We start from the raw sequence: 26,160 nt of genomic DNA, 5'->3' as shown, positions 1-26,160 counted from the left end.
GGGGCACAGGCCAGTGCGACTGTGTACAGCATCACAGAAACTGCGCTTCTGAATGGACTGAAGCCATATAACTATCTCACATATGTGATGGAAAAGATGAAAGATCTCGGTGCGTTTCCGGCAAAGGAAGAAATGCTGGAGCTTCTCCCATGGTCCTCCAATCTGCCTGATGATTGCCGCAGCAAACTTAAAAAGTAAAAGACAGATCTTCCCCCGGTAAGTGCTGGGGGATTTCTTATTTTGTCAAGATACGGATTATTACTTACTTACGCTTGTTCCATCCCGGTAATTTCTATCCCACAGGCAAACTGCCCTGCCACCACGCTTCCCGCACTGGTACCCGCCACTGCATCCGGCATAAGCCCTGCTTCACTCAATGCCTTTAAAACGCCCATATGGGCGGCTCCTCTAGCGCCACCTCCCGCCAGGGCCAGACCATATCCCATAAAATCTCTTCCGGGCTACAGCAGTAGCAGGGAAACCGTTCTGGTGTACAGTTCAGACACTCCGGAAAAAGTACGGGAATACCAGAAGCTTGGGAGAGAAAAGGTGGCGGCCATGCTGGAAGGCGCAACGGCCGAGCTGGCAGTCCGGGCAGTAAAGACAGGATACAGCAGAATCATTTCCGCCGGAGGCGAGACCTCGGGAGCGGTTACAAAAGGACTGGGCTTCTCATCCTACTGGTTGGGCGAGAGCGTGGCGCCCGGAGTGCCTATTATGGTTCCCACAGAGCGGCCGGACATCCGTCTGATTCTTAAAAGCGGAAACTTCGGCCAGGAGGATTTCTTCGGGCGGGCGCTGGCAATGACAGAGAAACCATAGGAACGAAGATACGGTAAAAGCACAGATACAGTAAGAACGAAGGACAAATAAGAACAGGGAGGATTATTATGGACGATTTGGAATTAAAAGAAAAACTGGAGGCCGCCGTATGGGTGGCACACAGTCTGTTTGAACGCGGCAAAACCACCGGTTCTTCCGCCAACATGAGCATTCGGCACAAGGACCTGGTTTATATCAGCGCCAGCGGCTCCTGCATTGGAACCATGAGCAAGGAGGATTTTACGGCAGTTACCATGGACGGAACGCCTGTTTTCGCCAGGAAACCCAGCAAGGAATGGCCTCTGCACCTTGCTCTATATCAAAAGTCGCCGGATATTGGCGCCGTGATCCATACCCACAGCACTTACAGCGTACTCTGGAGCTTTATGCCGGCCGCATCAGAACAGGACTGCATCCCGGATCACACGCCTTATCTGAAAATGAAGCTGGGCACCGTGGTCCCCGGCAAAACCGTGATGGACGCATTCTATTGTCTGGAGGAGCTGGAGGAAAGCGCGAGAATCGCATGGGAGCTGTACAGGGCGGGGCTTAAGTAGCCCAGACCCGTTAAACCTGATACAACCATACAATCAGGGGCATAGTCACGATACATAACGCGGTTGTAAGAAAATAGATTGCACTGGCATACTCCGCATCCTTTCCATAAATCTGCGCCATTTGTGTAACGGATGCGGCTGTCGGTGCAATCGACGCCAGCAGGCTGATCAGCAGGACCGTCTCTCCGTTTGTTATCAGACCAGCCGCCCCGCTGAACCTGAATAAAGCAAGAATAATGATTGGAACCGCAATCATTTTAAAAAATGCAACAAGATAGATCCGTTTCAATACAACAATCCGTTTCAGATCCATTCCGGCAATGATCATGCCGGCATTCATCATGCTGGCTGGCCCAATCATGGAACCCACCGACCCCAACGTCTCAGATATAATCAATGGCAGCTGAAGGTGAAATACAAACAGCAGCATTCCAGCTGCCGATGCAATCATATTAATATTCATCAGCAGTTTCTTTATATTAAATGTCTTATCCTCACATATCATCATCCTTCCATGAGACCAGATGAAAATCAGCTGTACGATCAAATATCCGCTGCAGTACACAACCCATTCCTGGCCCAATACCGAAATAACGATTGGGATAATCAGGTTTCCCGCATTGGTATATATAATAGAAGCTCTTTCCACACTGTTAAATGAAAAAATCTTCCCCAAGACCTTTGTGATTACAATAAACAGAATAGTACCACAAAGGCCGCGGCAAAAGCGAGAATCAGTCCGTCCCGTACAGCAGCGGAATACTCAATCTGAAATGCATTGATGATAACACAGGGAATGATCAGATACAATGTGATAACAGATAAAACCTTGCTGTCTTCCGTTTTTAATATCCTGGATTTTACCATCGCATAACCAAAAAACATGATAATAAACAGCTCGCTAATCTGTTTTGTTAAAAGCAGCGCGATCATAATCATTCCCCCATCCAAATCTATTAATCTTCAAACAACGCGGCGCCATTGGTTTTAATGATATGCCTGTACCAATAGAATGATTTCTTCTTATACCGGTTGTAAGTTCCCTTACCATAATCATCTGCATCTACATAGACGAAGCCATATCGCTTGCTCATCTGTTTGGTACTCTCTGAAACCAGGTCAATACATGCCCAGGTGGTATAACCCAACAGCTCCACGCCGTCCTCATGGATTGCGTCATACATTGCCTTAAAATGATCCTTATAATAGTCAATATGATAATCGTCATTGACCGTAAAAGAACCCTTCTCGTCCTCTACCAGTGTTTCCCTGGCTCCCAGACCATTTTCAACAATAAATAAGGGCTTTCTGTACCGGTCATATAAGTCCACCAGAGAAATGCGCAGTCCAATCGGATCCACCTGCCATCCCCAGTCACTTGCTTTTAAATATGGATTTTTGATTGCGGTAACCGTGTTGCCGGCTGTTACATCCAGGCCATCTGTATTCCTGGCCACACAGCTGGACATATAATATGAAAACGAGATGAAATCCACCGGGTATCTCTTCATAACCTCTAAATCATTCTCTTCCATGACTATATTCAAACCGTGATTTTTAAATCTGGCAAGAAGATAGGCAGGATATTCCCCAAACACCTGCGTATCGCTGTAACAGTAAATCCCCCTCATTCTCTGCTGTGTTTCCAGAACATCCTCCGGACGGCAGGAATAGGGATAATATGTAAGTTTCGTCAGCATACAGCCAACCTGCGAACCAGGTATGATTTCGTGACAGATTCTGGTTGCCATCGCGCTTGCCACAAACTGATGATGCATGGACTGGAAAATAACCTCTTCCCAGTTTTTCCCTTCAAAACGGTCACGGACCAGTCCGCCAGTTGTAAACGGATGGCGGATCATACTGTCTACCTCATTAAAGGTCAGCCAGTATTTTACCTTATTTTTATATCGCGTACAAATGGTTTCCACGAATCTGCGGAAAAAATCAATGGTCTTTCTATTATACCAGCAATCATACTTTAACACCAGGTTAATTGGCGGTTCATAGTGTGACATGGTAACCAGGGGTTCAATTCCATATTTTTTACACTCATCAAATACAGCATCATAGAATTTTAATCCTTCTTCATTGGGCTGGTCATCGTCGCCGTTGGGGAAAATCCGCGTCCATGCAATGCTCATACGGAATACTTTAAATCCCATTTCCGCCATTAATGCAATATCTTCTTTATAGTGGGAATAGAATTCACTGCCGTGCCGCTTCGGATAATTTACCAGATCCTCGGGATGTGCCATCGCTTCCTCGATATCCCTGCTGGTAATCTCATTATGTTTCTCAAAATTTGTTACATCTACGTCAAAGCGGGCGCGCACACAATCAGAGACACTAATGCCTTTTCCGCCCTGCTTCCAGCCTCCTTCATACTGATTGGCCGCCGTTGCGCCGCCCCACAAAAAGCCATCCGGGAACCTTCTATTTTCCATGTAACATCTCCATTTCCGAATCCAGGCAATCTCCATTGGTCTCTATGACTTGCTTATACCAATCATAGGAATTTTTCCTGACTCTTTTCAGCGTACCAGTACCGTCATTGAACCGGTCTACATAAACAAAACCGTAGCGTTTCCTCATCTCGCCGGTTCCCGCGGAAACCACATCGATGGGCCCCCAGTAGAGATACCCCATAATGTCACAGCCGTCTTTCACTGCCTCGTTGATCTGAACCAGATGATCCTTTACATATTTCTTTCTGAAATCATCCGCAATCTTCCCATCCGGATCCAGATTCTCATCTAATCCAATGCCGTTCTCCACTATGAATAAGGGAAGCCCGTACTCATCATTTAACAGATTGCAGACATAGCGGATTCCTTTGGGATCGATGGGCCATCTCCAGGGCGCCGGGGAACATCCCTCCAGATACGGATTCTCTATACCGGCCGCGCCGCCCGTGTCTACCGTTATGGAACCGTCGGATTTATAAACAGCGCTTCTGTAGTAACTGAATGCAATATAATCTACTGTATTATTTTTAATCAGATCCAGGTCACCGGGCTTCATCACCGGCTCCATATTTTTTTCTTTCCAGATTCTTTTAACATATCCCGGATAAGCGCCTTTTACCATCACGTCCAGGAACAGCTTCTGTTTTCTCTGAAACTGCAGCGTGCCCATAACATCATCCGGATTGCAGCTATATGGATAGGTGGCTAAGGATGACAGAGACAGCATGCATCCGATCTTCGCATTGGGATCGATCTGATGACAGGCTTCAACTGTCCGCGCGTTGGCAACAAAAATATAGTGCGCCGCCTGATAGATTTCCTGATCGGAAAGATCCGCATTCGGTCTGCCGGTGTCCTTCGGGTCAATCTTTAATAAGCCGCCCGCGGCAAAGGGCATTCTGAAAATGTTGTTAATCTCATTGAAGGTCATATAATACTTAACCTTACCCTTATATCTGTTAAATACCACCCTGACATAATTCATCCAGAAGCCAATGAGTTTTTCGTTCAGCCATCCGCCATATTCTGTCAAAAGATACAGCGGTGTTTCATAATGAGAAAGCGTGATCACCGGTTCCATGCCCAGACGGATCATCTCATCAAACAGGTCATCGTAGAACTTTAATCCCTTTTCGTTTGGCTCGGTTTCGTCCCCCTTTGGGAAGATCCTGGCCCAGGAGATGCTGGTCCGAAACGCCTTGAAACCCATGCCGGCCATCAGCTGCAGATCTTCTTTGTACCGGTGATAAAAATCAATGCCTTCATGACTCAGATATACTTTGTCCTGTTTGAATGCCGCCTGCCATTTGCCGGTTTCCCTATTCCATGCCAGATCCGGCTGATTGGCAATCCCCACCATCACATCCGTTACATTTAATTGTTTTCCATCCTCAAGATACGCGCCCTCCAGCTGATTTGCCGCAACCGCGCCTCCCCACAGAAAATCCTTTTTAAACTCCATTTCCGCCGCTCTCCTTTCCTACCTGTTAATCTTCTGTCCTCTTGTCACTTCTCCGTAATCCGCAAAATTCACTTCCTGGCCATTGGTATCCGTGACAATCAGCATTACCGTCATGTCATACTTTGCTTTTAACTTTTTCATATCCAGTTTCACCAGCGGATCTCCTGCTTTCACCGCATCCCCCTGTTTTACAAGAATCTGAAACCCGTCCCCTTTTCCTTCTACTGTATTAACTCCAATATGGATCATCAGAACCACCCCGCTGGCCATCGTAATTCCGTATGCATGTCCTGTGGGAAAAACAGCTTCCAGTAAACCGTTGCATGGGGAAACAACCACATCGTTGTTCATTTCAAAGGCAACGCCGTCTCCCATCATCTTCTGTGAAAATACATCATCCTTTACCTCTTCCAACGGAATCATGGTTCCGTCCGCAACTGCTACAATATCGTCATCGGATGCCTGAATTGTATTTACCAGTTCCGGTTTCTCATCCTTTTTCTTAAAAAACGAAAACATACAGTTCTCCCTTCCATTATTTTATAAGTCTGTAAATTGCATCACTGACCCCATGTTCCATACAGCTTCTCACCACACAATATGCCTTTTCCTTGATCTCCCGGCAGCTGTTCTCCGGTGCGAAGCTGTATTTGAAATGTTCAAACATACTAAGGTCATTCTGGCTGTCGCCCAGGACCATTACTTCATCTTCCGTCAGCCCCAGCTTCTTAATATATTTTTTCAGCGCCAGTCCCTTCTGAGCTGTGATATTGGTGATTTCCACATTATTTTTTCCTGTTGACAGATGAGACAGTCCGGTGTATTTCTCCAGTTCATGCTTTACAGCATCTATTGGAGCGCTGTCCATATGAAAACCTTCCACCTTGATAATCTTTTTTGTCTGAACAAATGGTTCCATCGCTGTGATCTGAACCAGATTATTACATGGCTTGTCCTGGTCCGTGGCAAAAATTCTTCCATCCTCCATTGATGAGACAGCCGAAATACGCTCAATAAACCTTCTCCGCACCTCTTCAGGGTCCGTTGTTGTGTAGAAACCATCCGTTGTAACTATCATATGTGGCACACCATGAGCATTTAAAATATCTGTAACTTCTTTTAGATACTGATTTGGGAAAAAATCCTCTTCCATGATCTGTTCGTGCTCATCGTAGATTACCGCGCCATTGCCAAGGATCAGCAATGGCGCATGTGTCAGCAGCTTTTTAATACTGCGCACACTGGCCAGATCTCTTCCAGTAGCGAAGCAGAATCCCGCCCCCCTGCTGTAAGCATATTCAATCGCATCAAGATTGGTTTGAGAGATGGAATTCGGCATATCCAGCAGTGTCCCGTCCAGATCACTTACAATCAATTTTATCATATTACTCATCGATTCCAAGTATAAATGTGATGATTGCCGCCGCAGCAATGGCGACCGCTACGCCAATAAACATTGCCCATGCTGTTTCAATAAACATGGGAAAGACTGCCAGTAAATTAGAATATCCGAATACAACCGCTCTCGCCCCCAGCAGTGATGCCACAACACCGCCGATGGCCGCGCCGCCCATAACGCCAAACATGGGTTTTCTGTACTTCAGATTGCAACCGTAAATAGCAGGCTCCGTAACACCGGCCACAATGGCGCCCACTGCCAGAGAAAGGCACTCTGCCCTGAATTCCTTATCCTTTGTTTTCAAAGCAACACCCAGGCAGGCCCCGCCCTGAGCTGCATTATGTAATACGAATGCCGGACGGATTACTGCATCGTAGCCAATTGTTTCAATATTAGATATCATAAACGGTGATAACGCGGTATGCATTCCGGCCATGATCATCCATGGCAGACATGCCGCTAATACCGCAACCGCGATGAACGGTACTTTATCTCCCAGTACCAGGAATACCTGTGAAATCATATCACCAAGGTATCTGCCTGCAGGTCCAATGATTGTAAATGCCGCCGCGCCGGTTACTAAGATGGTGCCGGAACCGACTAACAAGGATTTTATAATACCGGGAACAATCTTATTCAGCGCCTTCTCCACATAGAACGCAAGAATCGGAATTAATAGAGCGGGCAATAGCTGTCCGCTATAAGTGACTCCTCTTGCGGGAATGCCGAACACGCTGATGGCGGTTCCTTCGGATACAGCATCAATCCAGGCTGGAGTCAGCAGAGACGCCGTTACCAACATTGCATAAATTTCCGTTGCCCCAAGCTTCTTAGCCGCCCCATAAGCTACAAACACGGGCATAAAGTAGAACGGCGCATTGGCTACCCATCCAAGCAATGCATTGGTGGTGGTTGACGCGAATGCCGGCCAAGCATAGGGAATCAGCATTAGAATAACCTTCAGAATACCGCCTGCAACAAGCCCCGGTACTAAGGGCGTAACAGAGGCCTGTACATATCCAAGAATAATGCTTCCAATGCCCTGTTTCTTCTTTGGCGTATCATCATCCAGGTTTTCATCAATAATATCTCCCTGGGAAAAATTGCCCTGTTTTAAAATCTCGTCATATACCGGAAGCAGATTCGCTCCAAGAATCACCTGAAGCTGTCCTCCGGAATAAACCACGCCCATAACACCTTTTATTCCTCTTAAAGCTTCCTGATCCGCCTTATCAATATTTTTCACAACAAATCTTGCTCTTGTCATACAATGCGCTACTGAATTGATATTTTCCTGTCCGCCTACATGCTTGATAATATCAGCCGCACATTCTTTTACATCTATTTTTGCCATAACCGTTTCCCCTCTTTCTAATCATTCTGTAAAACTCTTGTGATGTGAAGCAGCAGATATACCCGTTCTGCCTCCATCAGCTCATAGTCATACTTCTCTTTCAGATAATCATTTACATTGTCCAGGCATTTTTTCACCAATTGGAACTGTTCATCTGACTCATTGAATAAAACCGAATCAAACTGCTCCTTACAATCGTCATGCTCAATAATTACCCGTTTCATGAAATATTTCAGGTGGATCAAAAGCCGTGAATAACTATGTGAATCCTCACGGAACTTTATTCCCATGGTCTCCTCAATGATCCGCAGGATTTCATTGGTTCCCGTAAGTATTGTATTAATATCATCCGCCCGGTTATTTGATTCCGCGTTAATCAAATGAAATGCGATAGATGCCGCTTCATATGGCAGCAGCTCAATGTGATAGAAATCATTGATCATCTTAACGGCATCTAAGCCAACATTGTATTCTTCACGATAAAGCCGCTTGATTTCTTCGTTCATCAAAGACGCCCGCTGCTGCCCACCCTGCATCTGTTTAACCGCAAAATGTATATGATCGGCTAAGGCCAGTACCAGTCCATCCTTTAACTTCTGATGAAGCATGTTTTCCGCATAAGTAATAATCTTTTCCGTCAGCTGAAAACATTCAAACGGGATTTCCGCGGCCAGGGTTTCAAATTTGTTCTTAAAGGAACTGCTGCGTAATTCGTATATTTTAAGAATCTTCCTGGGGTCAACCACATCCCGGATATGTTTTCCAAATCCAATCCCGGCGCCCATGATGATAATTTCACGCTTTTCTTTATCCTGCGAAATAATAACATTATTATTCAGTATCTTTTTTATTACATAAAGGTGTTCTGACATAGTCCAGCCTTTCTAAAAGCTTAAATCCTCCCCGTTTGTATGGCATACCTTTTTCATCCATTCAAAGGATTTCTTCCTGCTCCTGATACCTGTTCCATTTCCCTTATCATCCAGGTCAACGTAAACGAATCCGTAACGTTTCTTCATCTCGCCTGTACTTAAGGATACAAGATCCGTGCTGCCCCACATGGTATATCCAAGAAGAGGAACCTTATCGATATTTACAGCCTTTTTCATCTCTTCAAAATGCTGTGCCAGATACCTGATCCTGTAGTCATCCTCTACTGTTCCATCTTCCTTCATGATATCAATTTCCCCAAGACCGTTTTCAACCACAAACAGAGGTTTCTGGTATCTGTCATATAACTCGTTGAGCGTGTATCTTAAGCCAATGGGATCAATGGGCCATCCCCAATTAGTACTTTCCAGATATGGGTTCTGGTCTCCGCCGAGAAGTCCCATGGCCCAGGTCAGCTTCGTATCCTTTGAAACTGTCATGGAACGGTAATAGCTGAAGGTTACCATATCCAGAGGGCCTTCCCGCAGAATTTTATCATCTTCCGGTTCTTTAACCAGTTTAACATTTCTCTCCCTAAAGAATTCATCTGTATAATTGGGATAATATCCTCTTGCCATCACATCCGAAAACCATAAGTTATTACGGCGCTTAATATAGCATGCCATTACATCTTCCGGAGCACAGGTCGCGGGATACATCTGGCTTAATGCATACATGGTTCCCATCATGTTATCCGGGTCGATCTGGTGGGCAATCTTTACTGTGATTGCACTTGCAAGGAACATGTGATGCTTGGCCTGATAGACAGTCTGCTCATCCTGTTTATGTGTTCCGATCTGCGCATATCCATTCACTGCATTGATCTCGTTAAATGTAAGCCATAACCTGCATCTTCCTTTGTACCGTTCCAGTAATGTTGTCGCATATCTGACATAACAGTCGATCACATGCCTGGATGACCAGCCATCGTATTTTTTTGCCAGATAATCCGGAAGTTCATCATGGCATATGGTAATCAGCGGCTGAATATTGTACTTCTCCAACTCTGTGATCACATCATCATAAAACTTTAATCCCTCTTCGTTGGGTGTCAATTCATCTCCTGTGGGGAAGATTCTTGACCAGCAGATTGAGAAACGGAATACTCCAAATCCCATCTCCCCCATAAGTGCGATATCTTCTTTGTAATGATGATAAAAATCAACCGCCTTATGACTTGGATAATAGACATCATCGTAAATCTCCGCCTCTGCCCCGTCCGGGAAGCTTTCTCTTGTAGGCACCTCACCTCTGGAACCATCCGCAAGCTTTAAGGAAATCATCCTGGGGCGTTCCAGACTTCCATCCGTTTCAAAATCATGGGTGGACAGGCCTTTACCTCCTTCATTAAAGCCGCCTTCATACTGAAAGTCCGATGTTGCGCCGCCCCATAAAAAACCATCTGTAAATGCTGACATAATAACCTCCTTTGTATGTGAGGGCATGGTCTCCAGGTAACAAAAAAGGGCAATACTCCTAAAAAGACACTTTCCGTCTTTTTAAGGTATTGCCCCATTAGTTCCATTGGGTAACAAACCGTTCACATGTCACATATTTTTTTGATATGATCATTGTACCACATGTTGGATATTTGTCAATATTTAATTAAATTTTTTTTATTTCTGTACTTTTTATATTGTTTTAGACGAAGTAACCTGATTCAATCTTCTGTCTATATGATTTAATATTGACAAATGTTATATATTTTCAATAAAATGATCTTCTTTCTCGGGAGTTTGACGGACAGACAGCTTGATTATAATAAACAGACTTTCTATCGTGGCGGTTATATTTTCCTGCAATCTATTTACTATCAGATGCATATAGAAAAAATCTGCCGGAAATTAAAATTGAAATATAAATTTCAGTATGATATCAATGCAATCCTTTCCGATTTGATTTATGCAAGGATTCTAGAGCCATCCAGTAAACGTTCTTCTTACAAGACTGCATCGGAGTTTTTGGAAAAGCCTTCCTATAAACTTCATGATGTTTACCGTGCATTAGATGTTCTTGGAACAGAATGCGATCTCATTCAATCGGAAATTTATAAAAACAGTCACTTTTTGGGGACTCGAAATGATAAAGTCCTATATTATGACTGCTCGAATTATTACTTTGAAATCGAACAAGAGGAGGGCAGCAAAAAATATGGAAAAAGCAAAGAACACCGACCAAATCCAATCATTCAAATGGGATTGTTTATGGATGGAGATGGCATTCCTCTTGCATTTTCTCTCTTTCCCGGAAATTCAAACGAACAGACCTCTTTGAAGCCGCTGGAAAAGAAAGTGCTTGGGGAGTTTGGATGTCAGAAATTTATTTATTGTAGTGATGCTGGACTTGGTTCAGAAGATATACGGGCTTATAACCACATGGGAGAACGCTCTTTCATCGTTACCCAGTCCATCAAAAAATTGAAAAAAGAAGAAAAAGAATGGGCTTTAAATCCACAGGGCTTCCGGCGGGTTTCTGATGATGCACCGGTTGATATCACAAAACTACCGGAAGATGACAAAGCACTTTATTATAAAGATGAATCGTATACTACAAAGAAAGTCCATCAACGCCTGATCATTACCTATTCACCTAAATATGCCCTTTACCAAAAATCGCTCCGTGAAAAACAGGTAGAACGTGCACAGAAGATGCTGAATTCAGGAAATACGAAAAAGAATCGCAAAAACCCAAATGATCCTGCCCGTTTTATTGGAACCACAGCTGCTACCAAAGAAGGCGAAGCCGCTGATATTCATCACTATCTAGATGAACATAAGATTTTAGAAGAATCCATGTATGATGGACTTTACGCTGTATGTACAGATCTTTTAGATGATGAAGTCGGTGATATTTTAAAAGTCAGTGAAGGAAGATGGCAGATTGAAGAATGTTTTCGCATCATGAAAACAGATTTTTCCGCAAGACCTGTATATTTACAGGATGAAAACCGTATCAAGGCACATTTCCTTATCTGTTTTCTTGCTCTGACAATCTATCGTTTTCTTGAGAAAAAACTGGGAGCAAAATATACTTGCGAAGAATTATTAGATACATTAAAAGCAATGAACTTTGTTGAGGTACAAGAACAAGGTTTTATCCCAACCTACAAACGTGAATCCATTACCGACGCCCTGCATGATGCCTGTGGCTTTCGAACCGATTATCAATTCATAACCAAAAGTAAAATGAAAACAATTCAGAAAGAAAGTAAGGGACGGAAATAAAATACTAAAGTCGAGGCTATGAAAAAAAGTCTGTAAATAGAGATCTTCTATGATAAGTTAATGAGAAAGGTAGGTGTTTTTGTTCACCTACCTTTTACTATAATAATGTATGTTTTCGCTGTCAAGACAGTTTTGAAAAATTGTTGCCGTTCCCCTCAGCAGACTGCGGCTGTCAGGTGGCTTTCGCGGCATAAACCGCAGGGCTGGTGGTGCGTCGCCCTGCTATTTATTCCACGCCCCACCTGCCAGCCTTGCCGCAGGACCTGCCCTGCCCGTGCCGATGGGGAAGCAGTCATGAATGGCTCCGGGCAATCTCCTCCCGTATGAGGGTCTTTATGGCGCCCTGTACGGAAGTGCCCCTGCCGTACTTCTGCTCTTTTATCCATTTCAGAATGTCGGCATCGGTCTTGTTGTTCAGTTTCAGCTTGACCTGTGTGGTATTCCACTCATCATACCTTTCCTGGGATCCGTATTTTGAAAATCCATACATGATGGCTCCTTTCCGGATAGGTGTACACCTATTGTCGGACATAGGTGTACACCTATGCCTTTTTGTACACTTATTCCGGCAGTCTGCCTTCATACATGATTGACAGCTCCCCATAGACCTGCCCCCAGTTCCGGATGGGCATGGTCCATTTCTTCGTTGCCTCGAATGTGGCAAGGTACAGCGCCTTCAAAAGCGCCGTGCCGCCTGGGAAGACGCTCCTCTGGCGGTTCAGCTTCCTGTAAGTGGAGTTCAGGCTTTCAATCGCATTCGTTGTGCTATACCGATTTCGTGATAGCACAACTTGAACAAAATCGCTGCGCGATGGCCTGCCAAGGTTACGCATAGCGATTTTTCTTTTGTAAAAAAGCAGTAGTAAATGCGTCCCAAATAAGGTATTGTTAATTCACCACAAACAAACAAGCCTTATACTTATAGGAGTCATCACTACTGCCATGAATAAGATCATACCACGTATCCGCTCTGCGGGCAAGCGGTTTTATAATGCCCGTGCGCCTCCATAAGCGGCTGGATCGTATCAGTTGCTAAAATCTAACACTATGGAGGGCGCTATTATGAACGAAAAATATCTTCTCAGGCTGCAGGAAGACCTGCGGCTCAAAAACTTTACCCAAAACACATGCAATGACTATTACCGCATCTGGCCGCCTCCCCCTCATAGCTGAGATTCCCGGCCTCATGCAGCGCCTTCAGCCCGGACAGGAACTTACCCTTAAAAAGTGCTGCCATTGCCTTCCCGGGCAGGAAGAAGCCGCCCTTTTTCGGCAACCACAGGGGATTTCCAAAAAAATATCGGTATAGTTTTTTATAGACGGTATAAAGCTTCCGCTATTTTTTCGTCTTTCCAGTTCTTTCCTGTATTTTCCTTCTCCGGATTCGTCCGTTCCATTGCTTTGGCCAGTGTATCCAGCGTTACAAAGGCATAGAAACCAGATGTGGTGGAGATGTTTTCATGACCGAGCATCTGTTGGATATAGGATAAAGGACACCCTTCCTGGTACAGGCTCATCGCCCTGGTTTTTCTCAGCATGTGGAAATGGACATCCAATGGCATCCTGACACCCTCATTCCGGCATTGTTCTGTATATTTTTTTAGTACTTTCTGGATACAGTCGTCGAACAGTCTGTGCATCCTGCCGTGTGTAACCGTATAAAAGAGCGGGGCTGTCAGATCAGGGGCATCTCCATGAAACTCATTCAGGTATCCGTGGAGGTGCTGTACGGTCTTTTTCATCAATGGGACGCTCCGGTACTTTTCGCCTTTTCCAAGTATCCGGATATAGGGTGTTTCCGCGTCAAGATGCAGGTCTCCAACCTTCAGCCCTGTCAGTTCCCCAACCCGCATGGCGGCATCATACCCAAGTATGAGGAGCATCTGGTTGCGGCGTTCGGACCGTTTCTCCTTACCGGGCGCGTCAAGGAGCGCCTTGATCTGGTCATCTTCAAAATACATGATTTCCCCACATGGGACATTCAGGCTGCGTATTGTTTTGCTTGAGACAAAGGCGGGGGTAATGTCCTCAACCGCCAGCGGAGTGTGTTCCCAGGCAGCACGGCGCTTTTAAAGTGTCTGTACCTGGCCACGTTCGAGGTGACCAAGAAGTGGACTGGGGCCAGGTCTATGGGGAACTGTCCATCATGTACGAAGGCAGGCTGCCGGAGTAAGTGTGCACAGGCATAGGTGTACACCTATCCGGAAAGGAGCCGCCCATGTACGGGTTTTCAAAATACGATGCCCAGGAGAGGTATGACGAGTGGAATACCAGGCAGGTGAAGCTGAAGCTGAATGTGAAAACGGATAAAGACATCCTTGAATGGGTTGATAAACACAGGTATGGCAGGGATACCTCCGTCCAGGGGGCCATCAAGGCCCTGATACGGGAAGATATCGCCAGGGGCCGGACCGGCGGGATGCAGGGTTAATCCTTCTGCATTTTATTCGTTGGCTGTCTGCAGCTCTGACAGGGATTCCATGATCGCCAGGTAATCGATCCCCTCCACAACAGTTCCCGTGCCAGGGTCAAACAGTTCATCATCCGCTGTGGCTTTGGGATCATAAGATTTCAGCTCCCTGTCATACCAGTCATAGATATCACTGTACAAGTCTGCTGCCCGATCCAGCAGGGACTGCAGTTCATTGATTTTTACCCTGATATTTTCAGGCACAAAGGGATCGTCTGTTTTTAGCTTCATGGCACACCTCCTGATGGTTTCACATCAAAAGTGTACCATATTTCATGGAATTTTCCAATATATCTTGACAGAAGCCAACAGCATCCGTATAGTAAAGGTAGGTGGTCACAACAGCCACCTACCTTTCTCATTAACTTATCATAGAAGATTTCAATTTACAGACTTTTTTTCATACCCTCCTTCGAAAACGCATGAATACTCGACCTTTCTGAGTAACGTTTGTAAAATATTTATTAACACGATTGACAAGTGAACGAACGTGGAACCGGGGTATCACCCAGCACAAGAAAACGAAGCCGTTCCTCCCCTCCGTCCACAGTCAGCATATCCATCATTTTCCCGCCACAGTGAGAACAGGAATCCTTCCGCAGCCGCCCGATGCGAACCGGAGACTTTTTTCTTGCATTTTTAACCTTCTCCGCCTTCACATCCGATTCCCCTTTTACATAGAATTGTCGCTCTTTGGATATGTGTTTTCCTCCTCCAGAACCCACCGAAGAAAAATCAAAGTCCGCCACCACCATCGTTTTCCCATTGTACTCTGTCAAGGAAATCGTTGCATGATCGAGAAAACTTCCAGTACTTCCAGCTGATGATAACATCCTGATTATCCAGATCCGCCAGCAGCCCTTCTGGAAGAACCGCATATAGGGAAAATTTCTCCAACGGTCCGTCATTATCCGCCTTAATGGTTCCTGTAGTCTGTATATTGGTAGTAAATCCCGCTTTTCTGCCTGCTCTTATAATAGTTCCGAAAGAGCAGCCACAATTTCCTTATTATAATGCTTTCGCATCTTATTCCAAATCAAACCGCACCGCTATATCTAAAATAGACACATGGTGCGGTTTTGCTAATAAGAATTGTTTTAATAGATATCTGCTCCAAACGGCATCAAAGCCAGCTTGGCTAATTTAAACTGCTGTAAACCGAAGGGAATTCCTATAATCGTAATGCAAAGCAGAATCCCGATTATCAAATGCTCCAAAGCCAACGGCAGTCCCGATACAAGCAACCAAATGATATTTAACAGAAAGGAACCCGCTCCGCCGCCGTAAACGACATCCTTCCCGAACGGGAAGAAACTTAGCGACGCAAATTTAAAGCACTGCAATCCCACCGGAATTCCTATAATCGTAATACACCATAAACATCCAGCCAAACACCAACTTAAACCGCTGATTGCACCGCCACAGATAAACCAAATCAGATTTCCTAAGCATCCCATAGCATCGTCTCCTTCCTATATTTATATGCTATTGTCATATCTGGCGCCGTAACTCCGCCAACAGCCCTTCTACTTTGCGGATTGCCGTCTCAACCTTGTTTCTGGTTCCATTGATTCCGGACTGTACCATATAATCCACCAGCAACCCATCAAAGAAAAAGTCCGCAAACGAAAGGAAACTGCCAATATCCACCCGAAGTTCTTCATAATCCGGAATATCACTCAATTCTTTCTGGAATCTTCGCAAATCAGTCTTGGCGGTTTCAAGGTATGATGAGGCATCGTTTATTTTCGAATGCTTGATGATATCTGTAATCAAACCTCCACCCAGCATATCGAAAATTCCCCAGTTCCTCGCACTGGATAATTTTTCTTCTGCGGCTCTAAGGCTTTTTAATGCACGTTCTCCCGCCTGAACTGCTTCGTTGATTTCCCTGCGTCTTGCTTCATCTGTCATATTGTTCTTCTCCTTCCTTGCCAGCAGACGATATGGCTCATATCATGGAAATAAAGAAAAAGACTTTTACCGTTTCTACTAACATCATCTACATCACAACTCCAACCTCCGGGATGGTTGTGATGTAGATGAACTTTAATACCTTCAGTTTCTTTTTGAATTACATTTAGGGAATAGCTAATAGCTTAATGTAACTACGACAGCATTATTAAAAGCTTGCCTTTGAATAAAGAACTTCGATATTTCTATTGACTTCCTCAGAAGATAAAATTTTCTGCAATTCCTCAATAAATGATTCTCTGTTGTAACATTCGCATTGAGGTTTAGAATCTTCAGCATCATCTATCAGGTCGCTGCCTACGGTAATAGCAACCGGATAATCGATTTCTGGCCTGGAATATAGAATCATCAATGTATATCGGTAATTGTCTAGGTTGGGGACTACAATATCAAAGATTATATTTAACTGTATCATCCTGCGGAGTGAATTTCATATTGGTTACCGCACCATATACCACCGCTCCTGGCTTTTCTGATAAGATTTCCACCTGCCAAAAGCATAATTCCTTTGTTTTTTGGTACCAATTCTTTTTTGGTAAATTTTTTCTTATGCCTTGCCATCTGACCAATCAGGTACCGTGAATCCAGATTATCTGCCTCAGCAAGCATAATAACATCAATCTCATTCTCCAGGGCTGCTTTCTACTATTTCTTGAACCAGATTTTTTTGTTAATATTCCAAAACAGGCACTTAATTACATCCACCCCCTTTATCCTAAACCATATGAAATCTTTAACCACTTCAATACCACAAACATAACCCATTTAATCCAAATACGATTCATATAACTAACCTGAATATATATTACTACAATCTTCCTACACTTTCCAGTGACTTTTATCACTTACTTCATTAAAACATGATACCGCATACTACTGCAAAAAATCACTTTCCACATATAAGAATACCCATATCTTCAAACATCAAGAGATATGGGCATCTAATCATCCAGTATTCAATTTATTGTTTCGGGATTCGACATTACTCGACAATAATTTCATCAATCGCCTTCCCAATATCATGCCTCATATACTTATTCCCAAATTCTACCCACTCCGCAGCCCTATAAGCATTCTCCCTGGCTTCCCTCAGTGTATTTCCTTTTGCCGTAACCCCCAGCACCCTTCCGCCGTTGGTCACTATATTCCCGTCCTTATCGAACTTACTTCCGGCATGGAATACATAATACCCGTCCTGCCCGTCAAACCGGTCCAGGCCATCTATCTTATATCCCTTTTCATAATGCTCCGGATATCCGTCCGATGCCAGAACCACACATACGGCTGCATTGTCCTCAAACTCCAGCTCTATCTGGTCCAGGGTTTTGTCCACGCAGGCTTCTAACACATCCAAGATGTCATTCTTCATTCTGGGCAGGACCACCTGGGTCTCCGGGTCTCCGAACCTGGCATTGTACTCCAGCACCTTGGGGCCGTTTTCCGTCAGCATCAGCCCAAAGAAAATGATTCCTTTGAACTCCCTGCCCTCTGCCTTCATAGCGTCCACGGTCGGCTGGTACACATACTTCCTGCAGAATGCATCCACCTCGTCCGTATAGAATGGGCTGGGTGAAAATGTCCCCATCCCCCCTGTATTCAGTCCCTGGTCCCCGTCCTTGGCCCTCTTATGGTCCTGGGCCGAGGTCATGATTTTAATGGTCTTGCCATCCACAAAGGAGAGCACGGAAACCTCCCGTCCTGTCATGAACTCCTCAATCACAATCCTGTCACCCGCAGAGCCAAACTGTTTATCCAGCATCAGAGTCTTGACGCCTTCCTTTGCCTCCTCTCTGGTGTTGCAGATGAGCACGCCCTTTCCCAGTGCCAGACCGTCTGCTTTCAGCACGATAGGCATGGGAGCTGTCTCCAGGTATGTAAGGGCTGCTTCCGGAGAATCAAATGTCTCATAAGCAGCAGATGGAATGTTGTACTTCTTCATCAAATCCTTGGAAAATGCCTTGGAGGCTTCCAGTATGGCAGCATTTTTCCTGGGGCCGAATACACGGATGCCTGCATCCTCAAATGCATCCACTGCACCGGCTGCCAGCGGGTCATCCGGTCCTACAACCACCAAATCAATGGCCTGCTCTCTGGCAAATGCAACCAGCTTCTCAAAGTCCATGACACCGATGTCAACGCATTCAGCCACCTTGGCAATACCCGCATTGCCGGGAGCGCAGTACAACTTCTCCACCTTTGGGCTCTGGGATATCTTCCATGCGATTGCATGCTCACGTCCGCCGCCGCCTACTATCAATACTTTCATGACGTTCCTCCTTATTTTGAAAACATGGCACATATGGTGTGCGCTACTGTCAAAGAGATGTTACTGCCCATTGGCAATCATATTGATTGCCTTAGGAAGGATTATCCACTCCGCCTGCTCCATAACCCTTCTCTGCAGGATCTCAGGGGTATCCCCGTCCTCCACCTCCACTGCTTTTTGGAGGAGGATGGGGCCGGTATCCATACCCCCGTCCACATAGTGGACCGTAGCTCCTGTTACCTTTACGCCTCTTGCCAGGGCTGCCTCGTGGACCTTAAGCCCATAGTAGCCCACACCGCAGAAGGAGGGAATCAGGGATGGATGGATATTGATGATGCGTCCCTTATACTTCTCAGTCATGGATGCCGGAATCATCACCAGAAATCCGGCCAGTACAATCAAATCCAAATCATATTCATCTATTTTAGCAAGAAATGCCTGGTTGAATACATCTCTGGACGGAAACTGTTTAGGGGAAATGCAGACTGCCCGGATCCCATGCTTTCTGGCTCTCTCCAGCGCATAGGCTCCCGGATTATTACTGATGACCACGGATACCTCTGCATTGGTAATATCACCATGATCCATGGCATCCAAAATGGCCTGAAGATTAGTGCCGCCGCCGGATACCAGTACGCCCACTCTTAGCATAAGGACACACCCTTCTCTCCCTCTTCAATGGAGCCTACTACATAAGGAGCTTCGCCTGCTGCCTTCATGGCTTCCATGGTTTTCTCCACATCAGCAGGGTTCACGGCAACTATCATGCCCAATCCCATATTATAGGTATTATACATCATCTGCTCTTCAATCTGCCCTTTTTCAGCCAACAGCCTGAAGATAGGAGGAATGGGATAGCTGTCCTTCCTGATGACGGCCTTCACGCCATCTTTTAACATACGCGGAATATTCTCATAGAAGCCGCCACCGGTAATATGGCTGCATGCCTTTACGGTAACGCCTGCTTCCTTTACGTTCCTCAGAGCCTTCACGTAAATCCTGGTGGGAGCAATCAATGCCTCGCCCAGGGTGGTCCCCAGCTCATCATAATATGTGTTCAGGCCCTCCTTTGTCAGTTCCTTCTCAAATACCTTGCGCACCAGTGAAAAGCCATTGCTGTGTACACCGGAAGAAGCCATTCCAATCAGAACATCCCCTGCACACAGGTTCCCGCCTGTAATCAGGTCCTTCTTATCAACGATACCCACTGAGAATCCCGCCAGGTCGTACTCATCCTCCGGATAAAAGCCGGGCATCTCTGCTGTCTCTCCGCCAATCAGGGCAGAGCCGGACTGCTTACATCCCTCAGCCACGCCTTTTACAATCGTAGCAATTTTCTCCGGAACATTCTTGCCGCAGGCAATATAATCCAGGAAGAACAGAGGTTCACCGCCAGCGCAGGCCACGTCGTTGACACACATAGCCACACAGTCGATTCCCACTGTGTCATGCTTATCCATCAGGAATGCCAGTTTCAGCTTGGTTCCCACGCCGTCAGTACCGGACAGCAGGGTAGGCTCCTCCATCCCCTTGAATGCGGACATGGAAAATGCTCCTGAAAATCCGCCCAGACCGCCTAATACCTCGGGGCGCATGGTTCCCTTTACATATTCCTTCATCAATTCCACTGATTTATAGCCTGCCTCAATATCAACTCCGGCCTTCTTGTAATCCATCATGGTTTTTATCCTCTCTTATCTGCTATTTCCTTTGATAATCCCTTTAATGTTCCCTTTAATATTCCCTTTATATTTACCTTAATATTTCCTTTGCGTGTTTACCTTAATCCGCCCTATTTCATCTGTGCTAGATATTCCTTATAGCCCACCTGCTCCAGCTTCCCGGCCTTTTTCACCACATCGTTCTTCAGACTTTCGGAATACTCTTTCAGCTTTGCCAGCAGCTCTGCATCGGAGGCAGCCAGTATCTTTGCTGCCAGGATACCGGCATTGGCACCGCCATTGATGGCCACAGTTGCCACTGGGATACCGCTTGGCATCTGCACAATGGAATACAGTGAATCCACACCGCCCAGGTCAGATGTCTTCATAGGAATTCCAATGACCGGCATGGGGAAAATAGCCGCGCACATGCCGGGAAGATGTGCAGCCTTGCCTGCACCTGCGATGATTACCTTAAAGCCCTTATCCTCTGCTGCCTTTGCCCAGTCAAAGAATACATCAGGCTCCCTGTGGGCGGAAATAATTGTCATCTCGTAATCAATGCCCAGCTTGTCCAGAATCTCAGCTGCCTTTGCCATGATAGGCATATCAGAGTCGCTTCCCATTACAATTCCTACTTTTGCCATTATTCATTCTCCTTTTCTAAAGCTCATTATCCTTGTAGATAATTATTATTAGTTTATCTTATAAGTATCTTTATATATCCCAATTCTACTTATAATCATAATACTAGGAAATGCTTATGCCGTCAATACAAAACTTGAAAAAAGTCTCTTAAACCGCCTGGTTCCTGTACCCGTCAGTCTCTCTATTGGTTCTGCTTCGGGATTATAAACAAAATATGCAAGGGAATGCAGGTATGGCCCATGGGGGTCCACCGTACATTCCCTTGCAAAATCCTTCCAGTACCCTTCCGATATTACGACTAATACGTGTGGCAAAATGTGAAACCGGGGTCGCGGACAAATATATTTAATTATCTAACCTGACCACTCAGTCAGCTGCCTCCTCCAGCGCCTCATTCAGTTCTTCTGTTCCTTCCAGCACGAACCTGCCCTGACAGATAATATCAATCTGGCTTCCGTCTGCCCTAACAGCCTTTATGTCCCCTAATTCTGAATAGGGAATGGTGATATCCGTATGACAGCTGAAATACGCCTTGGACATATCCGTCTTTCTGAGTAGGGATATCTCATTATCCCTGGCAATGACCTCCCTGCCGTCGGGGTTATACATAGGTGAATCCTCAGCAAAGCTGTAGCAAGTGTCACCCACTGCAAAATGAGGCCCCATCTTCTCGGCAATGAGGATAGGCAGCTTGTCGCCAATAGAAAACCTTCTGGCCATGGCGTAGGCCGTAGTGTTGGTACCGATGGCGAACTCGCCCAAAGGCAGCCAGTCATGGTTTCGCATAATGACCTGCTTCACCAGCGCCCGCCCCTGGCTTAGGGAGTCTCCGGCATCTCCGCCAACCTCAAAATTCCCACAAGAATAATCCGTCACCCTGCCATCCTTAAACACCATGCGCAGGTTCCTGAACTGATAATCCTCCACATAAACATTCTTTACATGCAGCAATCCCTCTGTCCCCGTCAATACAGGAGACGTAAAGACCTCTCCCAGCGGAATGTTCACATCGGACACGCAGTTTTCAAAGTTTGTTTCCTTCGTCCTGTCCTTCAGAGGATGGAGGGCCACCTTCATGGATGTCTCATTGCCGTCACGGCCTGTTATGAGCACATGGTCGGCCTCATCCAGGGCCAGGATGATACGTTGCTGTATTTTCTGGTATTTCTCATAATCCAGGGTATTGATTCGGATGGTTTCCCTGAAAACCGCCTCAAAATCCGGCCCAATTTCAGGTTTGGGGAAAGCAATGATGGTGAAGCTGGTCTCGTCTCCCGGCATATATTGATTCACAATCTGCCTGGACTCATTGGCATAGGCAACGGTCAGCGCCTCCTGATGGGCGTTGAGGGCCAGCGCGGTCTTTTTATTCACCGGCGTGAAGCCTTCCTCACCGAATGTCTCCACCAGCGCAGGTCCCGCGCACCAGGCAGCTTCCTTCCTGCAGGCCTCATAGGCAGACCGCAGGACGGCCAGTTTTCTCTCCTTAAACGCATTGCCCATGTAAAGGGCGCTGTCATAACGGTGGTCATAATCATACTGTTTGTTGGGGGATGTACCGTAAAAACCCCTGCGGCCATTGACCCTGCGGTTCACGGACTCCACTGCCGCCCGGTAACAGATGGGCTCAAGTCCCATTTCCCGGAAATACTCCATTGCTCTTCGAATCATGCGCTCAAAGCCCATCTGGAATTCCACCACAACGGTACGTTTCTTCTTCAGGTCCCTGCCCATGACCTGGAAACCCTTCCTGAATCCTTCCGTATATGTGGATGCCATCTGGTCAATGGTCTCCTGGGGAAGACTGTTCATAAAAGAGGCAAGCTTTATCTCTGTCTCCGAAACATATTCCCCATAAGCATAGAGATACCGCAAATCCGTCAGGTCCTGCTTCATCACAATATCCGTCCCAAAGGAAAGGGCCGGGTCCAGTCCCTCCCGAATCCGCCAGTCCACGGTCACCTCCGCATAATCGCTGACAAACCAGTACAGGGAATCCTTAATCAGCTGCTCCTGGGGCTCCTTCCTCCCCTCCTCCCATGCCTGGGCAAAAAGGTTATACACCTCCAGGAACAGCTCGTTCAGAATGGTGATGTTCATAAGCCGCATTTCAAAGGCATATACGATATCAGCCCGGATTTCCGTATAAAGGAAGGATAGAAGCTGGCCGTATCCGTCCCCCAAAACCTCCACCGCGTGGTCCGGATTGGCAAAGCTCTCTTCGTAATTTTCAGGCAGAATATCCCGGTACAGAGCATGATTCTCCTTCTGCAGCTCCTCCAATGCCGGAACAGCTTCATTCAGTCCGCCTTCCTGGCTTAAGCCTGCTCCTTCCACCCGCTGCGCCAGCCGCTCTATCTGGCCGATAAAAGCTGAAACCTTCTTAAAATAACAGCCGTAAGGCAGCTGCATCTCCTCTGTGTCCATGGACCTGATACGCTCCATGGACAATTCGTAACGCTCCCTTACGGCATCATTCTCTTCCTGTAATAAGATTCTGTAATCCATCTGCATCTACTCCCATCTATCTTACGATACCGATTATGATAATCACAGCCCACACAATGACCAGCACAACGCTGATGCTGATTCCTATCTTAGCCAGTATGTAATTGCGGTCCTTTTCCATAAATGAGCGCACCCCGTGCCACAGCCCAATAAGGGCCGCAACAAGGCTGGAAAATCCATAAGCCCCTGTATTCAGACCTCCCTGGCCTGCCATTGTTACCGACAAATACATGCTGGCTATACCTAAAGCCAGTCCCAGCACTGCCAGTACCAGACAGTAGTAGCTGTTTCTCGCAAAAGGATTCCTCACATACGATACTTTATCGCCAACCTGTCTCAACGTGAAAGCCTCCTTTTTCTCAATTTGCACCGGGTCCACTGTACCAGGCGGTAACACAGATAGCCTGCGGCTGCACCCAGGGTGTTGAGGAACATATCATCCACATCAAAGCTTCCCACCTTGAACACCAGCTGCAGAGTCTCCAGCATAAGACTGAAAACAAAGCCGAACATAACCGTGTTGTACCACTTCTTACTGCGTCTGCTGATAATGGGGAGAAAGAACCCAAAAGGCATGAAGGCCGCCACGTTTCCTGTGATATTAATCATGAACAATGTTGGCCCTAACACATCATAATGCCGGAAATACCGTGTAATTTCCTTAAAGGGCGCCAGATTGTACTGGTACCCCCTGTCTGTGTCCGTGCGCCCAAAGGACTCCGAAAAAAACATGAAATATGCCAGGAAACAGAGATACAATATAAATAATACCCATCCCAGCTTTTGACGCCTTGTTGTATTTTTTATCATTGTCAGCCCCGCTTACTAAAATTCAATCTCAGATTTTCGTTTCAGCAGCAAAGCTCCGTTTACAATGGAAATGATTCCAACCGTAAGGCCGGTCACTGCTATGATGACTCCTACCGCTATGCAGCCAGCCCCTGTGTTGCGCATGGTCTTATACACTCTCTCCATATTCATCGCCTTTCTTCCTGGATACATCATTATGCCTGGGCTCCATACTGCTCATAGTAAGCGTCAATGGCTGCCTTTATCTGATTGTCGATGACTACCTTGCTATTTTTTTCTTTATTATAGAGGTGCTCCACCACATCTGCCATGGATACAATGGCGGCTGTTGGGAAACCATATAAATCCATAATCTCATCCAGGGCGCTCTTCGTACCTTTGCCGCGCTCCATTCTGTTTAACGATACCATAAGTCCCTTGATTTCCACATTTCCCTGGGCCTTGATGATGGGGAATGTCTCCTCGATGGACTTGCCGGAGGTGGTAACATCCTCGATGATGACTACCTTGTCCCCGTCTTTGATAGGGCTTCCCAAAAGAATGCCTGCATCGCCGTGGTCCTTGACCTCCTTGCGGTTGGAACAATAGCGGATATCCTTTCCGTACAGTTCGCTGATTGCCATGGTGGTTGCCACGCTTAAGGGAATTCCCTTATAAGCCGGCCCAAAGAGCACGTCAAAATCCAGTCCGAAATTGTCGTGGATGGCCTTTGCATAGTACTCTCCCAATTTTCTCAGCTGGGTTCCGGTAACATAGCTTCCTGCATTCATGAAAAATGGGGACTTACGTCCGCTCTTTAATGTGAAATCACCGAATTTGAGCACATTGCTCTCAACCATAAAATCTATGAATTCCTGCTTATATTGTTCCATATCTTCTAAAACCTCCGTATTTACAGGCTTTCTCAAACCCTTTTTGCATTTCCTCAAACATAGTATCTTCTGTCACATGGCAATACAAGTAATTGTAATTCTTTCCCGTTTAGTGATTTTCCCATCACTGCCTCCTTTCTTAGCAAAATCGGGAAAAGAACTATTAAATTACTTTCAATTTTACCATACCTGATAGAGATTTTCAATTCGGGAATTTGACCGGAAATCAAAGGTTTTTCTCTGATTTCCAGTCATTATTTTATTACCCGGCAACCTGATTTTTCAACCCCATATCCAATTTTGCTTTATGAGCATATAGTCTATTGCCATTCCTAACGGTAAAGCCGTTATATGGATTCCTCAAAAGCTCTCTTGCTTTTGTATCTCCAATCCCTAAACCCCCATGCCCGCACATTTGGCACCACCATAAATGAAACTGTGCAGACGGTAGGCTATTGAATATGTCTTCGCTATTGTTTATACTGTAATTAACGGCAAAGATCGTGTTTATTTTGGGCCTGTAGCCCGTTCCCTAAACTGATTTCAGGTACTCTCATTTGCACCACCATCTGTCCAGCCTCTTATGGCAAAAAGACGTACAGTAAAATGATAACCGACAGAGTACCGTGCCGTAAATTCATCCACGGAGGTGCCATTATGGATAAAATTTACGACAATTGTTGTGGTATTGATGTTCACAAAAAACTCATCGTTGCCTGCTTTAGAAAAGGCAGC

29 protein-coding genes and 6 pseudogenes are annotated in these 26,160 nt (G+C 45.8%); 6 read left to right on the top strand and 29 right to left on the bottom strand.

The window, feature by feature from the left end; genetic code table 11:
• The coding region (locus tag G614_RS0120515; RefSeq protein ID WP_027643452.1) for a transposase domain-containing protein at positions 1-198 on the top strand (198 nt) is incomplete at its 5' end.
• 71 nt (positions 199-269) lie between these two features.
• Here G614_RS0120515 and G614_RS0120510 read toward each other — a convergent pair.
• A pseudogene (locus G614_RS0120510) lies at positions 270-446 on the bottom strand (patatin-like phospholipase family protein); the annotation flags it as partial.
• Between the two features lie 37 nt (positions 447-483).
• On the opposite strand from G614_RS0120510, the pseudogene G614_RS0120505 reads away from it, so the two are divergent.
• Together G614_RS0120505 and G614_RS0120500 are read left to right on the top strand one after the other, a co-directional pair.
• Positions 484-822 (top strand): annotated as a pseudogene (locus G614_RS0120505) (nucleotide-binding domain containing protein); the annotation flags it as partial.
• A gap of 68 nt (positions 823-890) precedes the next feature.
• Entirely contained in the window at positions 891-1,379 is a 489-nt protein-coding gene (locus G614_RS0120500) for a class II aldolase/adducin family protein (protein ID WP_027643449.1), read from the top strand.
• A gap of 10 nt (positions 1,380-1,389) precedes the next feature.
• Here G614_RS0120500 and G614_RS33910 read toward each other — a convergent pair whose 3' ends face one another.
• From G614_RS33910 to G614_RS0120460, 9 genes are all read right to left on the bottom strand, one after another.
• The gene (locus tag G614_RS33910) at positions 1,390-1,944 is read right to left on the bottom strand and encodes an AEC family transporter (protein WP_330367016.1); all 555 of its coding nucleotides are present in this window, start codon (positions 1,942-1,944) and stop codon (positions 1,390-1,392) included.
• Positions 1,945-2,066: 122 nt separating this feature from the next.
• Positions 2,067-2,318 carry an AEC family transporter gene (locus tag G614_RS33905; RefSeq protein WP_044918428.1) on the bottom strand — a complete coding sequence of 84 codons (252 nt, stop codon included), beginning with the start codon at positions 2,316-2,318 and terminating at the stop codon, positions 2,067-2,069.
• 17 nt (positions 2,319-2,335) lie between these two features.
• Positions 2,336-3,826, bottom strand: coding sequence for a family 1 glycosylhydrolase (locus G614_RS0120490; RefSeq protein ID WP_027643448.1), 1,491 nt, complete (start codon positions 3,824-3,826; stop codon positions 2,336-2,338).
• Positions 3,816-5,309, bottom strand: a complete 1,494-nt coding sequence (locus tag G614_RS0120485; RefSeq protein ID WP_027643447.1) for a glycoside hydrolase family 1 protein — start codon at positions 5,307-5,309, stop codon at positions 3,816-3,818. The genes G614_RS0120490 and G614_RS0120485 overlap by 11 nt, the downstream gene beginning before the upstream one ends.
• A gap of 18 nt (positions 5,310-5,327) precedes the next feature.
• Positions 5,328-5,828, bottom strand: coding sequence for a PTS sugar transporter subunit IIA (locus tag G614_RS0120480; RefSeq protein WP_027643446.1), 501 nt, complete (start codon positions 5,826-5,828; stop codon positions 5,328-5,330).
• 16 nt (positions 5,829-5,844) lie between these two features.
• On the bottom strand, positions 5,845-6,693 hold the full coding sequence (locus G614_RS0120475; RefSeq protein ID WP_027643445.1) for a Cof-type HAD-IIB family hydrolase: 849 nt from the start codon (positions 6,691-6,693) through the stop codon (positions 5,845-5,847).
• Position 6,694: 1 nt separating this feature from the next.
• The gene (locus G614_RS28235; protein WP_049948086.1) at positions 6,695-8,062 is read right to left on the bottom strand and encodes a PTS transporter subunit EIIC; all 1,368 of its coding nucleotides are present in this window, start codon (positions 8,060-8,062) and stop codon (positions 6,695-6,697) included.
• A 17-nt stretch (positions 8,063-8,079) separates the two neighbouring features.
• A complete protein-coding gene (locus tag G614_RS0120465; RefSeq protein ID WP_027643444.1) occupies positions 8,080-8,934 on the bottom strand; it encodes a PRD domain-containing protein in 855 nt (284 codons plus the stop codon).
• A gap of 12 nt (positions 8,935-8,946) precedes the next feature.
• The gene (locus tag G614_RS0120460) at positions 8,947-10,410 is read right to left on the bottom strand and encodes a family 1 glycosylhydrolase (protein WP_027643443.1); all 1,464 of its coding nucleotides are present in this window, start codon (positions 10,408-10,410) and stop codon (positions 8,947-8,949) included.
• A gap of 324 nt (positions 10,411-10,734) precedes the next feature.
• On the opposite strand from G614_RS0120460, the pseudogene G614_RS28230 reads away from it, so the two are divergent.
• A pseudogene (locus tag G614_RS28230) lies at positions 10,735-12,216 on the top strand (IS1634 family transposase); the annotation flags it as partial.
• 292 nt (positions 12,217-12,508) lie between these two features.
• Here G614_RS28230 and G614_RS0120450 read toward each other — a convergent pair.
• The 4 genes and pseudogenes from G614_RS0120450 to G614_RS28225 form a co-directional block, all read right to left on the bottom strand.
• On the bottom strand, positions 12,509-12,706 hold the full coding sequence (locus tag G614_RS0120450) for a hypothetical protein (protein WP_027643442.1): 198 nt from the start codon (positions 12,704-12,706) through the stop codon (positions 12,509-12,511).
• Between the two features lie 70 nt (positions 12,707-12,776).
• Positions 12,777-12,986, bottom strand: a pseudogene (locus G614_RS0120445) (transposase); the annotation flags it as partial.
• A gap of 362 nt (positions 12,987-13,348) precedes the next feature.
• Positions 13,349-13,495 (bottom strand): annotated as a pseudogene (locus G614_RS35115) (IS91 family transposase); the annotation flags it as partial.
• Between the two features lie 34 nt (positions 13,496-13,529).
• A complete protein-coding gene (locus G614_RS28225; RefSeq protein WP_242828159.1) occupies positions 13,530-14,177 on the bottom strand; it encodes a tyrosine-type recombinase/integrase in 648 nt (215 codons plus the stop codon).
• A 66-nt stretch (positions 14,178-14,243) separates the two neighbouring features.
• Between G614_RS28225 and G614_RS34660 the strand changes: the two are divergent.
• Positions 14,244-14,389: pseudogene (locus G614_RS34660) on the top strand (IS256 family transposase); the annotation flags it as partial.
• A 45-nt stretch (positions 14,390-14,434) separates the two neighbouring features.
• Positions 14,435-14,647: a hypothetical protein gene (locus tag G614_RS0120425; protein WP_027643440.1), complete on the top strand. Its 213-nt coding sequence runs from the start codon at positions 14,435-14,437 to the stop codon at positions 14,645-14,647.
• Between the two features lie 12 nt (positions 14,648-14,659).
• Here G614_RS0120425 and G614_RS28220 read toward each other — a convergent pair whose 3' ends face one another.
• From G614_RS28220 to G614_RS32235, 15 genes are all read right to left on the bottom strand, one after another.
• The gene (locus G614_RS28220) at positions 14,660-14,917 is read right to left on the bottom strand and encodes a hypothetical protein (RefSeq protein ID WP_242828158.1); all 258 of its coding nucleotides are present in this window, start codon (positions 14,915-14,917) and stop codon (positions 14,660-14,662) included.
• Between the two features lie 233 nt (positions 14,918-15,150).
• The gene (locus tag G614_RS0120415) at positions 15,151-15,519 is read right to left on the bottom strand and encodes a hypothetical protein (protein WP_155245094.1); all 369 of its coding nucleotides are present in this window, start codon (positions 15,517-15,519) and stop codon (positions 15,151-15,153) included.
• A gap of 264 nt (positions 15,520-15,783) precedes the next feature.
• The gene (locus G614_RS0120410) at positions 15,784-16,143 is read right to left on the bottom strand and encodes a YccF domain-containing protein (protein ID WP_027643438.1); all 360 of its coding nucleotides are present in this window, start codon (positions 16,141-16,143) and stop codon (positions 15,784-15,786) included.
• A 34-nt stretch (positions 16,144-16,177) separates the two neighbouring features.
• A complete protein-coding gene (locus G614_RS0120405; RefSeq protein ID WP_027643437.1) occupies positions 16,178-16,600 on the bottom strand; it encodes a hypothetical protein in 423 nt (140 codons plus the stop codon).
• A 471-nt stretch (positions 16,601-17,071) separates the two neighbouring features.
• The gene (locus G614_RS0120395) at positions 17,072-17,269 is read right to left on the bottom strand and encodes a hypothetical protein (RefSeq protein WP_027643435.1); all 198 of its coding nucleotides are present in this window, start codon (positions 17,267-17,269) and stop codon (positions 17,072-17,074) included.
• A 373-nt stretch (positions 17,270-17,642) separates the two neighbouring features.
• Positions 17,643-18,926, bottom strand: coding sequence for a phosphoribosylamine--glycine ligase (gene purD / locus G614_RS0120390; protein ID WP_027643434.1), 1,284 nt, complete (start codon positions 18,924-18,926; stop codon positions 17,643-17,645).
• Positions 18,927-18,986: 60 nt separating this feature from the next.
• Complete coding sequence (purN, locus tag G614_RS0120385) at positions 18,987-19,577, bottom strand: phosphoribosylglycinamide formyltransferase (protein ID WP_027643433.1); 591 nt, start codon at positions 19,575-19,577, stop codon at positions 18,987-18,989.
• On the bottom strand, positions 19,571-20,605 hold the full coding sequence (purM, locus tag G614_RS0120380; RefSeq protein WP_027643432.1) for a phosphoribosylformylglycinamidine cyclo-ligase: 1,035 nt from the start codon (positions 20,603-20,605) through the stop codon (positions 19,571-19,573). Before purM ends, purN begins: the two co-directional genes overlap by 7 nt.
• A 113-nt stretch (positions 20,606-20,718) precedes the next feature.
• Positions 20,719-21,234 (bottom strand): 5-(carboxyamino)imidazole ribonucleotide mutase, encoded by a 516-nt coding sequence (purE, locus tag G614_RS0120375; RefSeq protein ID WP_027643431.1) that lies wholly within the window; start codon positions 21,232-21,234, stop codon positions 20,719-20,721.
• A gap of 367 nt (positions 21,235-21,601) precedes the next feature.
• Positions 21,602-23,743 (bottom strand): aminopeptidase, encoded by a 2,142-nt coding sequence (locus tag G614_RS0120370; RefSeq protein ID WP_027643430.1) that lies wholly within the window; start codon positions 23,741-23,743, stop codon positions 21,602-21,604.
• 16 nt (positions 23,744-23,759) lie between these two features.
• Positions 23,760-24,083, bottom strand: coding sequence for a hypothetical protein (locus tag G614_RS0120365; protein WP_027643429.1), 324 nt, complete (start codon positions 24,081-24,083; stop codon positions 23,760-23,762).
• Complete coding sequence (locus G614_RS0120360) at positions 24,080-24,553, bottom strand: VanZ family protein (protein WP_027643428.1); 474 nt, start codon at positions 24,551-24,553, stop codon at positions 24,080-24,082. The genes G614_RS0120365 and G614_RS0120360 overlap by 4 nt, the downstream gene beginning before the upstream one ends.
• A gap of 15 nt (positions 24,554-24,568) precedes the next feature.
• Positions 24,569-24,748 (bottom strand): hypothetical protein, encoded by a 180-nt coding sequence (locus G614_RS0120355; protein ID WP_027643427.1) that lies wholly within the window; start codon positions 24,746-24,748, stop codon positions 24,569-24,571.
• The gene (gene pyrE, locus G614_RS0120350; RefSeq protein WP_027643426.1) at positions 24,748-25,425 is read right to left on the bottom strand and encodes an orotate phosphoribosyltransferase; all 678 of its coding nucleotides are present in this window, start codon (positions 25,423-25,425) and stop codon (positions 24,748-24,750) included. The genes G614_RS0120355 and pyrE overlap by 1 nt, the downstream gene beginning before the upstream one ends.
• A 543-nt stretch (positions 25,426-25,968) precedes the next feature.
• Positions 25,969-26,160: hypothetical protein (locus G614_RS32235; protein ID WP_027643273.1), on the bottom strand; the 192-nt coding region annotated here is incomplete at its 5' end.

Origin of the sequence: [Clostridium] clostridioforme AGR2157 (assembly GCF_000424325.1) — a bacterium.
Lineage (GTDB): Bacteria > Bacillota > Clostridia > Lachnospirales > Lachnospiraceae > Enterocloster > Enterocloster clostridioformis_A.
The sequence above is the reverse complement of the archived record's forward strand: the minus strand, read 5'-3'. Positions and strand labels throughout refer to the sequence as shown.

Bases quoted from the DNA above. Each gene is read 5' to 3' on its own strand.
- G614_RS0120405 (WP_027643437.1), bottom strand. From the start codon at position 16,600: ATGACAGATGAAGCAAGACGCAGGGAAATCAACGAAGCAGTTCAGGCG.
- G614_RS0120450 (WP_027643442.1), bottom strand. From the start codon at position 12,706: ATGTATGGATTTTCAAAATACGGATCCCAGGAAAGGTATGATGAGTGG.
- G614_RS0120485 (WP_027643447.1), bottom strand. From the start codon at position 5,309: ATGGAGTTTAAAAAGGATTTTCTGTGGGGAGGCGCGGTTGCGGCAAAT.
- G614_RS0120410 (WP_027643438.1), bottom strand. From the start codon at position 16,143: ATGGGATGCTTAGGAAATCTGATTTGGTTTATCTGTGGCGGTGCAATC.
- G614_RS28220 (WP_242828158.1), bottom strand. From the start codon at position 14,917: ATGAAGCTAAAAACAGACGATCCCTTTGTGCCTGAAAATATCAGGGTA.
- G614_RS0120425 (WP_027643440.1), top strand. From the start codon at position 14,435: ATGTACGGGTTTTCAAAATACGATGCCCAGGAGAGGTATGACGAGTGG.
- G614_RS0120490 (WP_027643448.1), bottom strand. From the start codon at position 3,826: ATGGAAAATAGAAGGTTCCCGGATGGCTTTTTGTGGGGCGGCGCAACG.
- purE (WP_027643431.1), bottom strand. From the start codon at position 21,234: ATGGCAAAAGTAGGAATTGTAATGGGAAGCGACTCTGATATGCCTATC.
- G614_RS0120480 (WP_027643446.1), bottom strand. From the start codon at position 5,828: ATGTTTTCGTTTTTTAAGAAAAAGGATGAGAAACCGGAACTGGTAAAT.
- G614_RS0120475 (WP_027643445.1), bottom strand. From the start codon at position 6,693: ATGATAAAATTGATTGTAAGTGATCTGGACGGGACACTGCTGGATATG.
- G614_RS0120460 (WP_027643443.1), bottom strand. From the start codon at position 10,410: ATGTCAGCATTTACAGATGGTTTTTTATGGGGCGGCGCAACATCGGAC.
- G614_RS33905 (WP_044918428.1), bottom strand. From the start codon at position 2,318: ATGATTATGATCGCGCTGCTTTTAACAAAACAGATTAGCGAGCTGTTT.
- G614_RS0120360 (WP_027643428.1), bottom strand. From the start codon at position 24,553: ATGATAAAAAATACAACAAGGCGTCAAAAGCTGGGATGGGTATTATTT.
- purM (WP_027643432.1), bottom strand. From the start codon at position 20,605: ATGATGGATTACAAGAAGGCCGGAGTTGATATTGAGGCAGGCTATAAA.
- G614_RS28225 (WP_242828159.1), bottom strand. From the start codon at position 14,177: ATGTATTTTGAAGATGACCAGATCAAGGCGCTCCTTGACGCGCCCGGT.
- G614_RS0120355 (WP_027643427.1), bottom strand. From the start codon at position 24,748: ATGATGTATCCAGGAAGAAAGGCGATGAATATGGAGAGAGTGTATAAG.
- purN (WP_027643433.1), bottom strand. From the start codon at position 19,577: ATGCTAAGAGTGGGCGTACTGGTATCCGGCGGCGGCACTAATCTTCAG.
- pyrE (WP_027643426.1), bottom strand. From the start codon at position 25,425: ATGGAACAATATAAGCAGGAATTCATAGATTTTATGGTTGAGAGCAAT.
- G614_RS0120370 (WP_027643430.1), bottom strand. From the start codon at position 23,743: ATGGATTACAGAATCTTATTACAGGAAGAGAATGATGCCGTAAGGGAG.
- G614_RS0120500 (WP_027643449.1), top strand. From the start codon at position 891: ATGGACGATTTGGAATTAAAAGAAAAACTGGAGGCCGCCGTATGGGTG.
- G614_RS28235 (WP_049948086.1), bottom strand. From the start codon at position 8,062: ATGGCAAAAATAGATGTAAAAGAATGTGCGGCTGATATTATCAAGCAT.
- G614_RS0120465 (WP_027643444.1), bottom strand. From the start codon at position 8,934: ATGTCAGAACACCTTTATGTAATAAAAAAGATACTGAATAATAATGTT.
- G614_RS0120415 (WP_155245094.1), bottom strand. From the start codon at position 15,519: ATGTTATCATCAGCTGGAAGTACTGGAAGTTTTCTCGATCATGCAACG.
- G614_RS0120395 (WP_027643435.1), bottom strand. From the start codon at position 17,269: ATGCTTGCTGAGGCAGATAATCTGGATTCACGGTACCTGATTGGTCAG.
- purD (WP_027643434.1), bottom strand. From the start codon at position 18,926: ATGAAAGTATTGATAGTAGGCGGCGGCGGACGTGAGCATGCAATCGCA.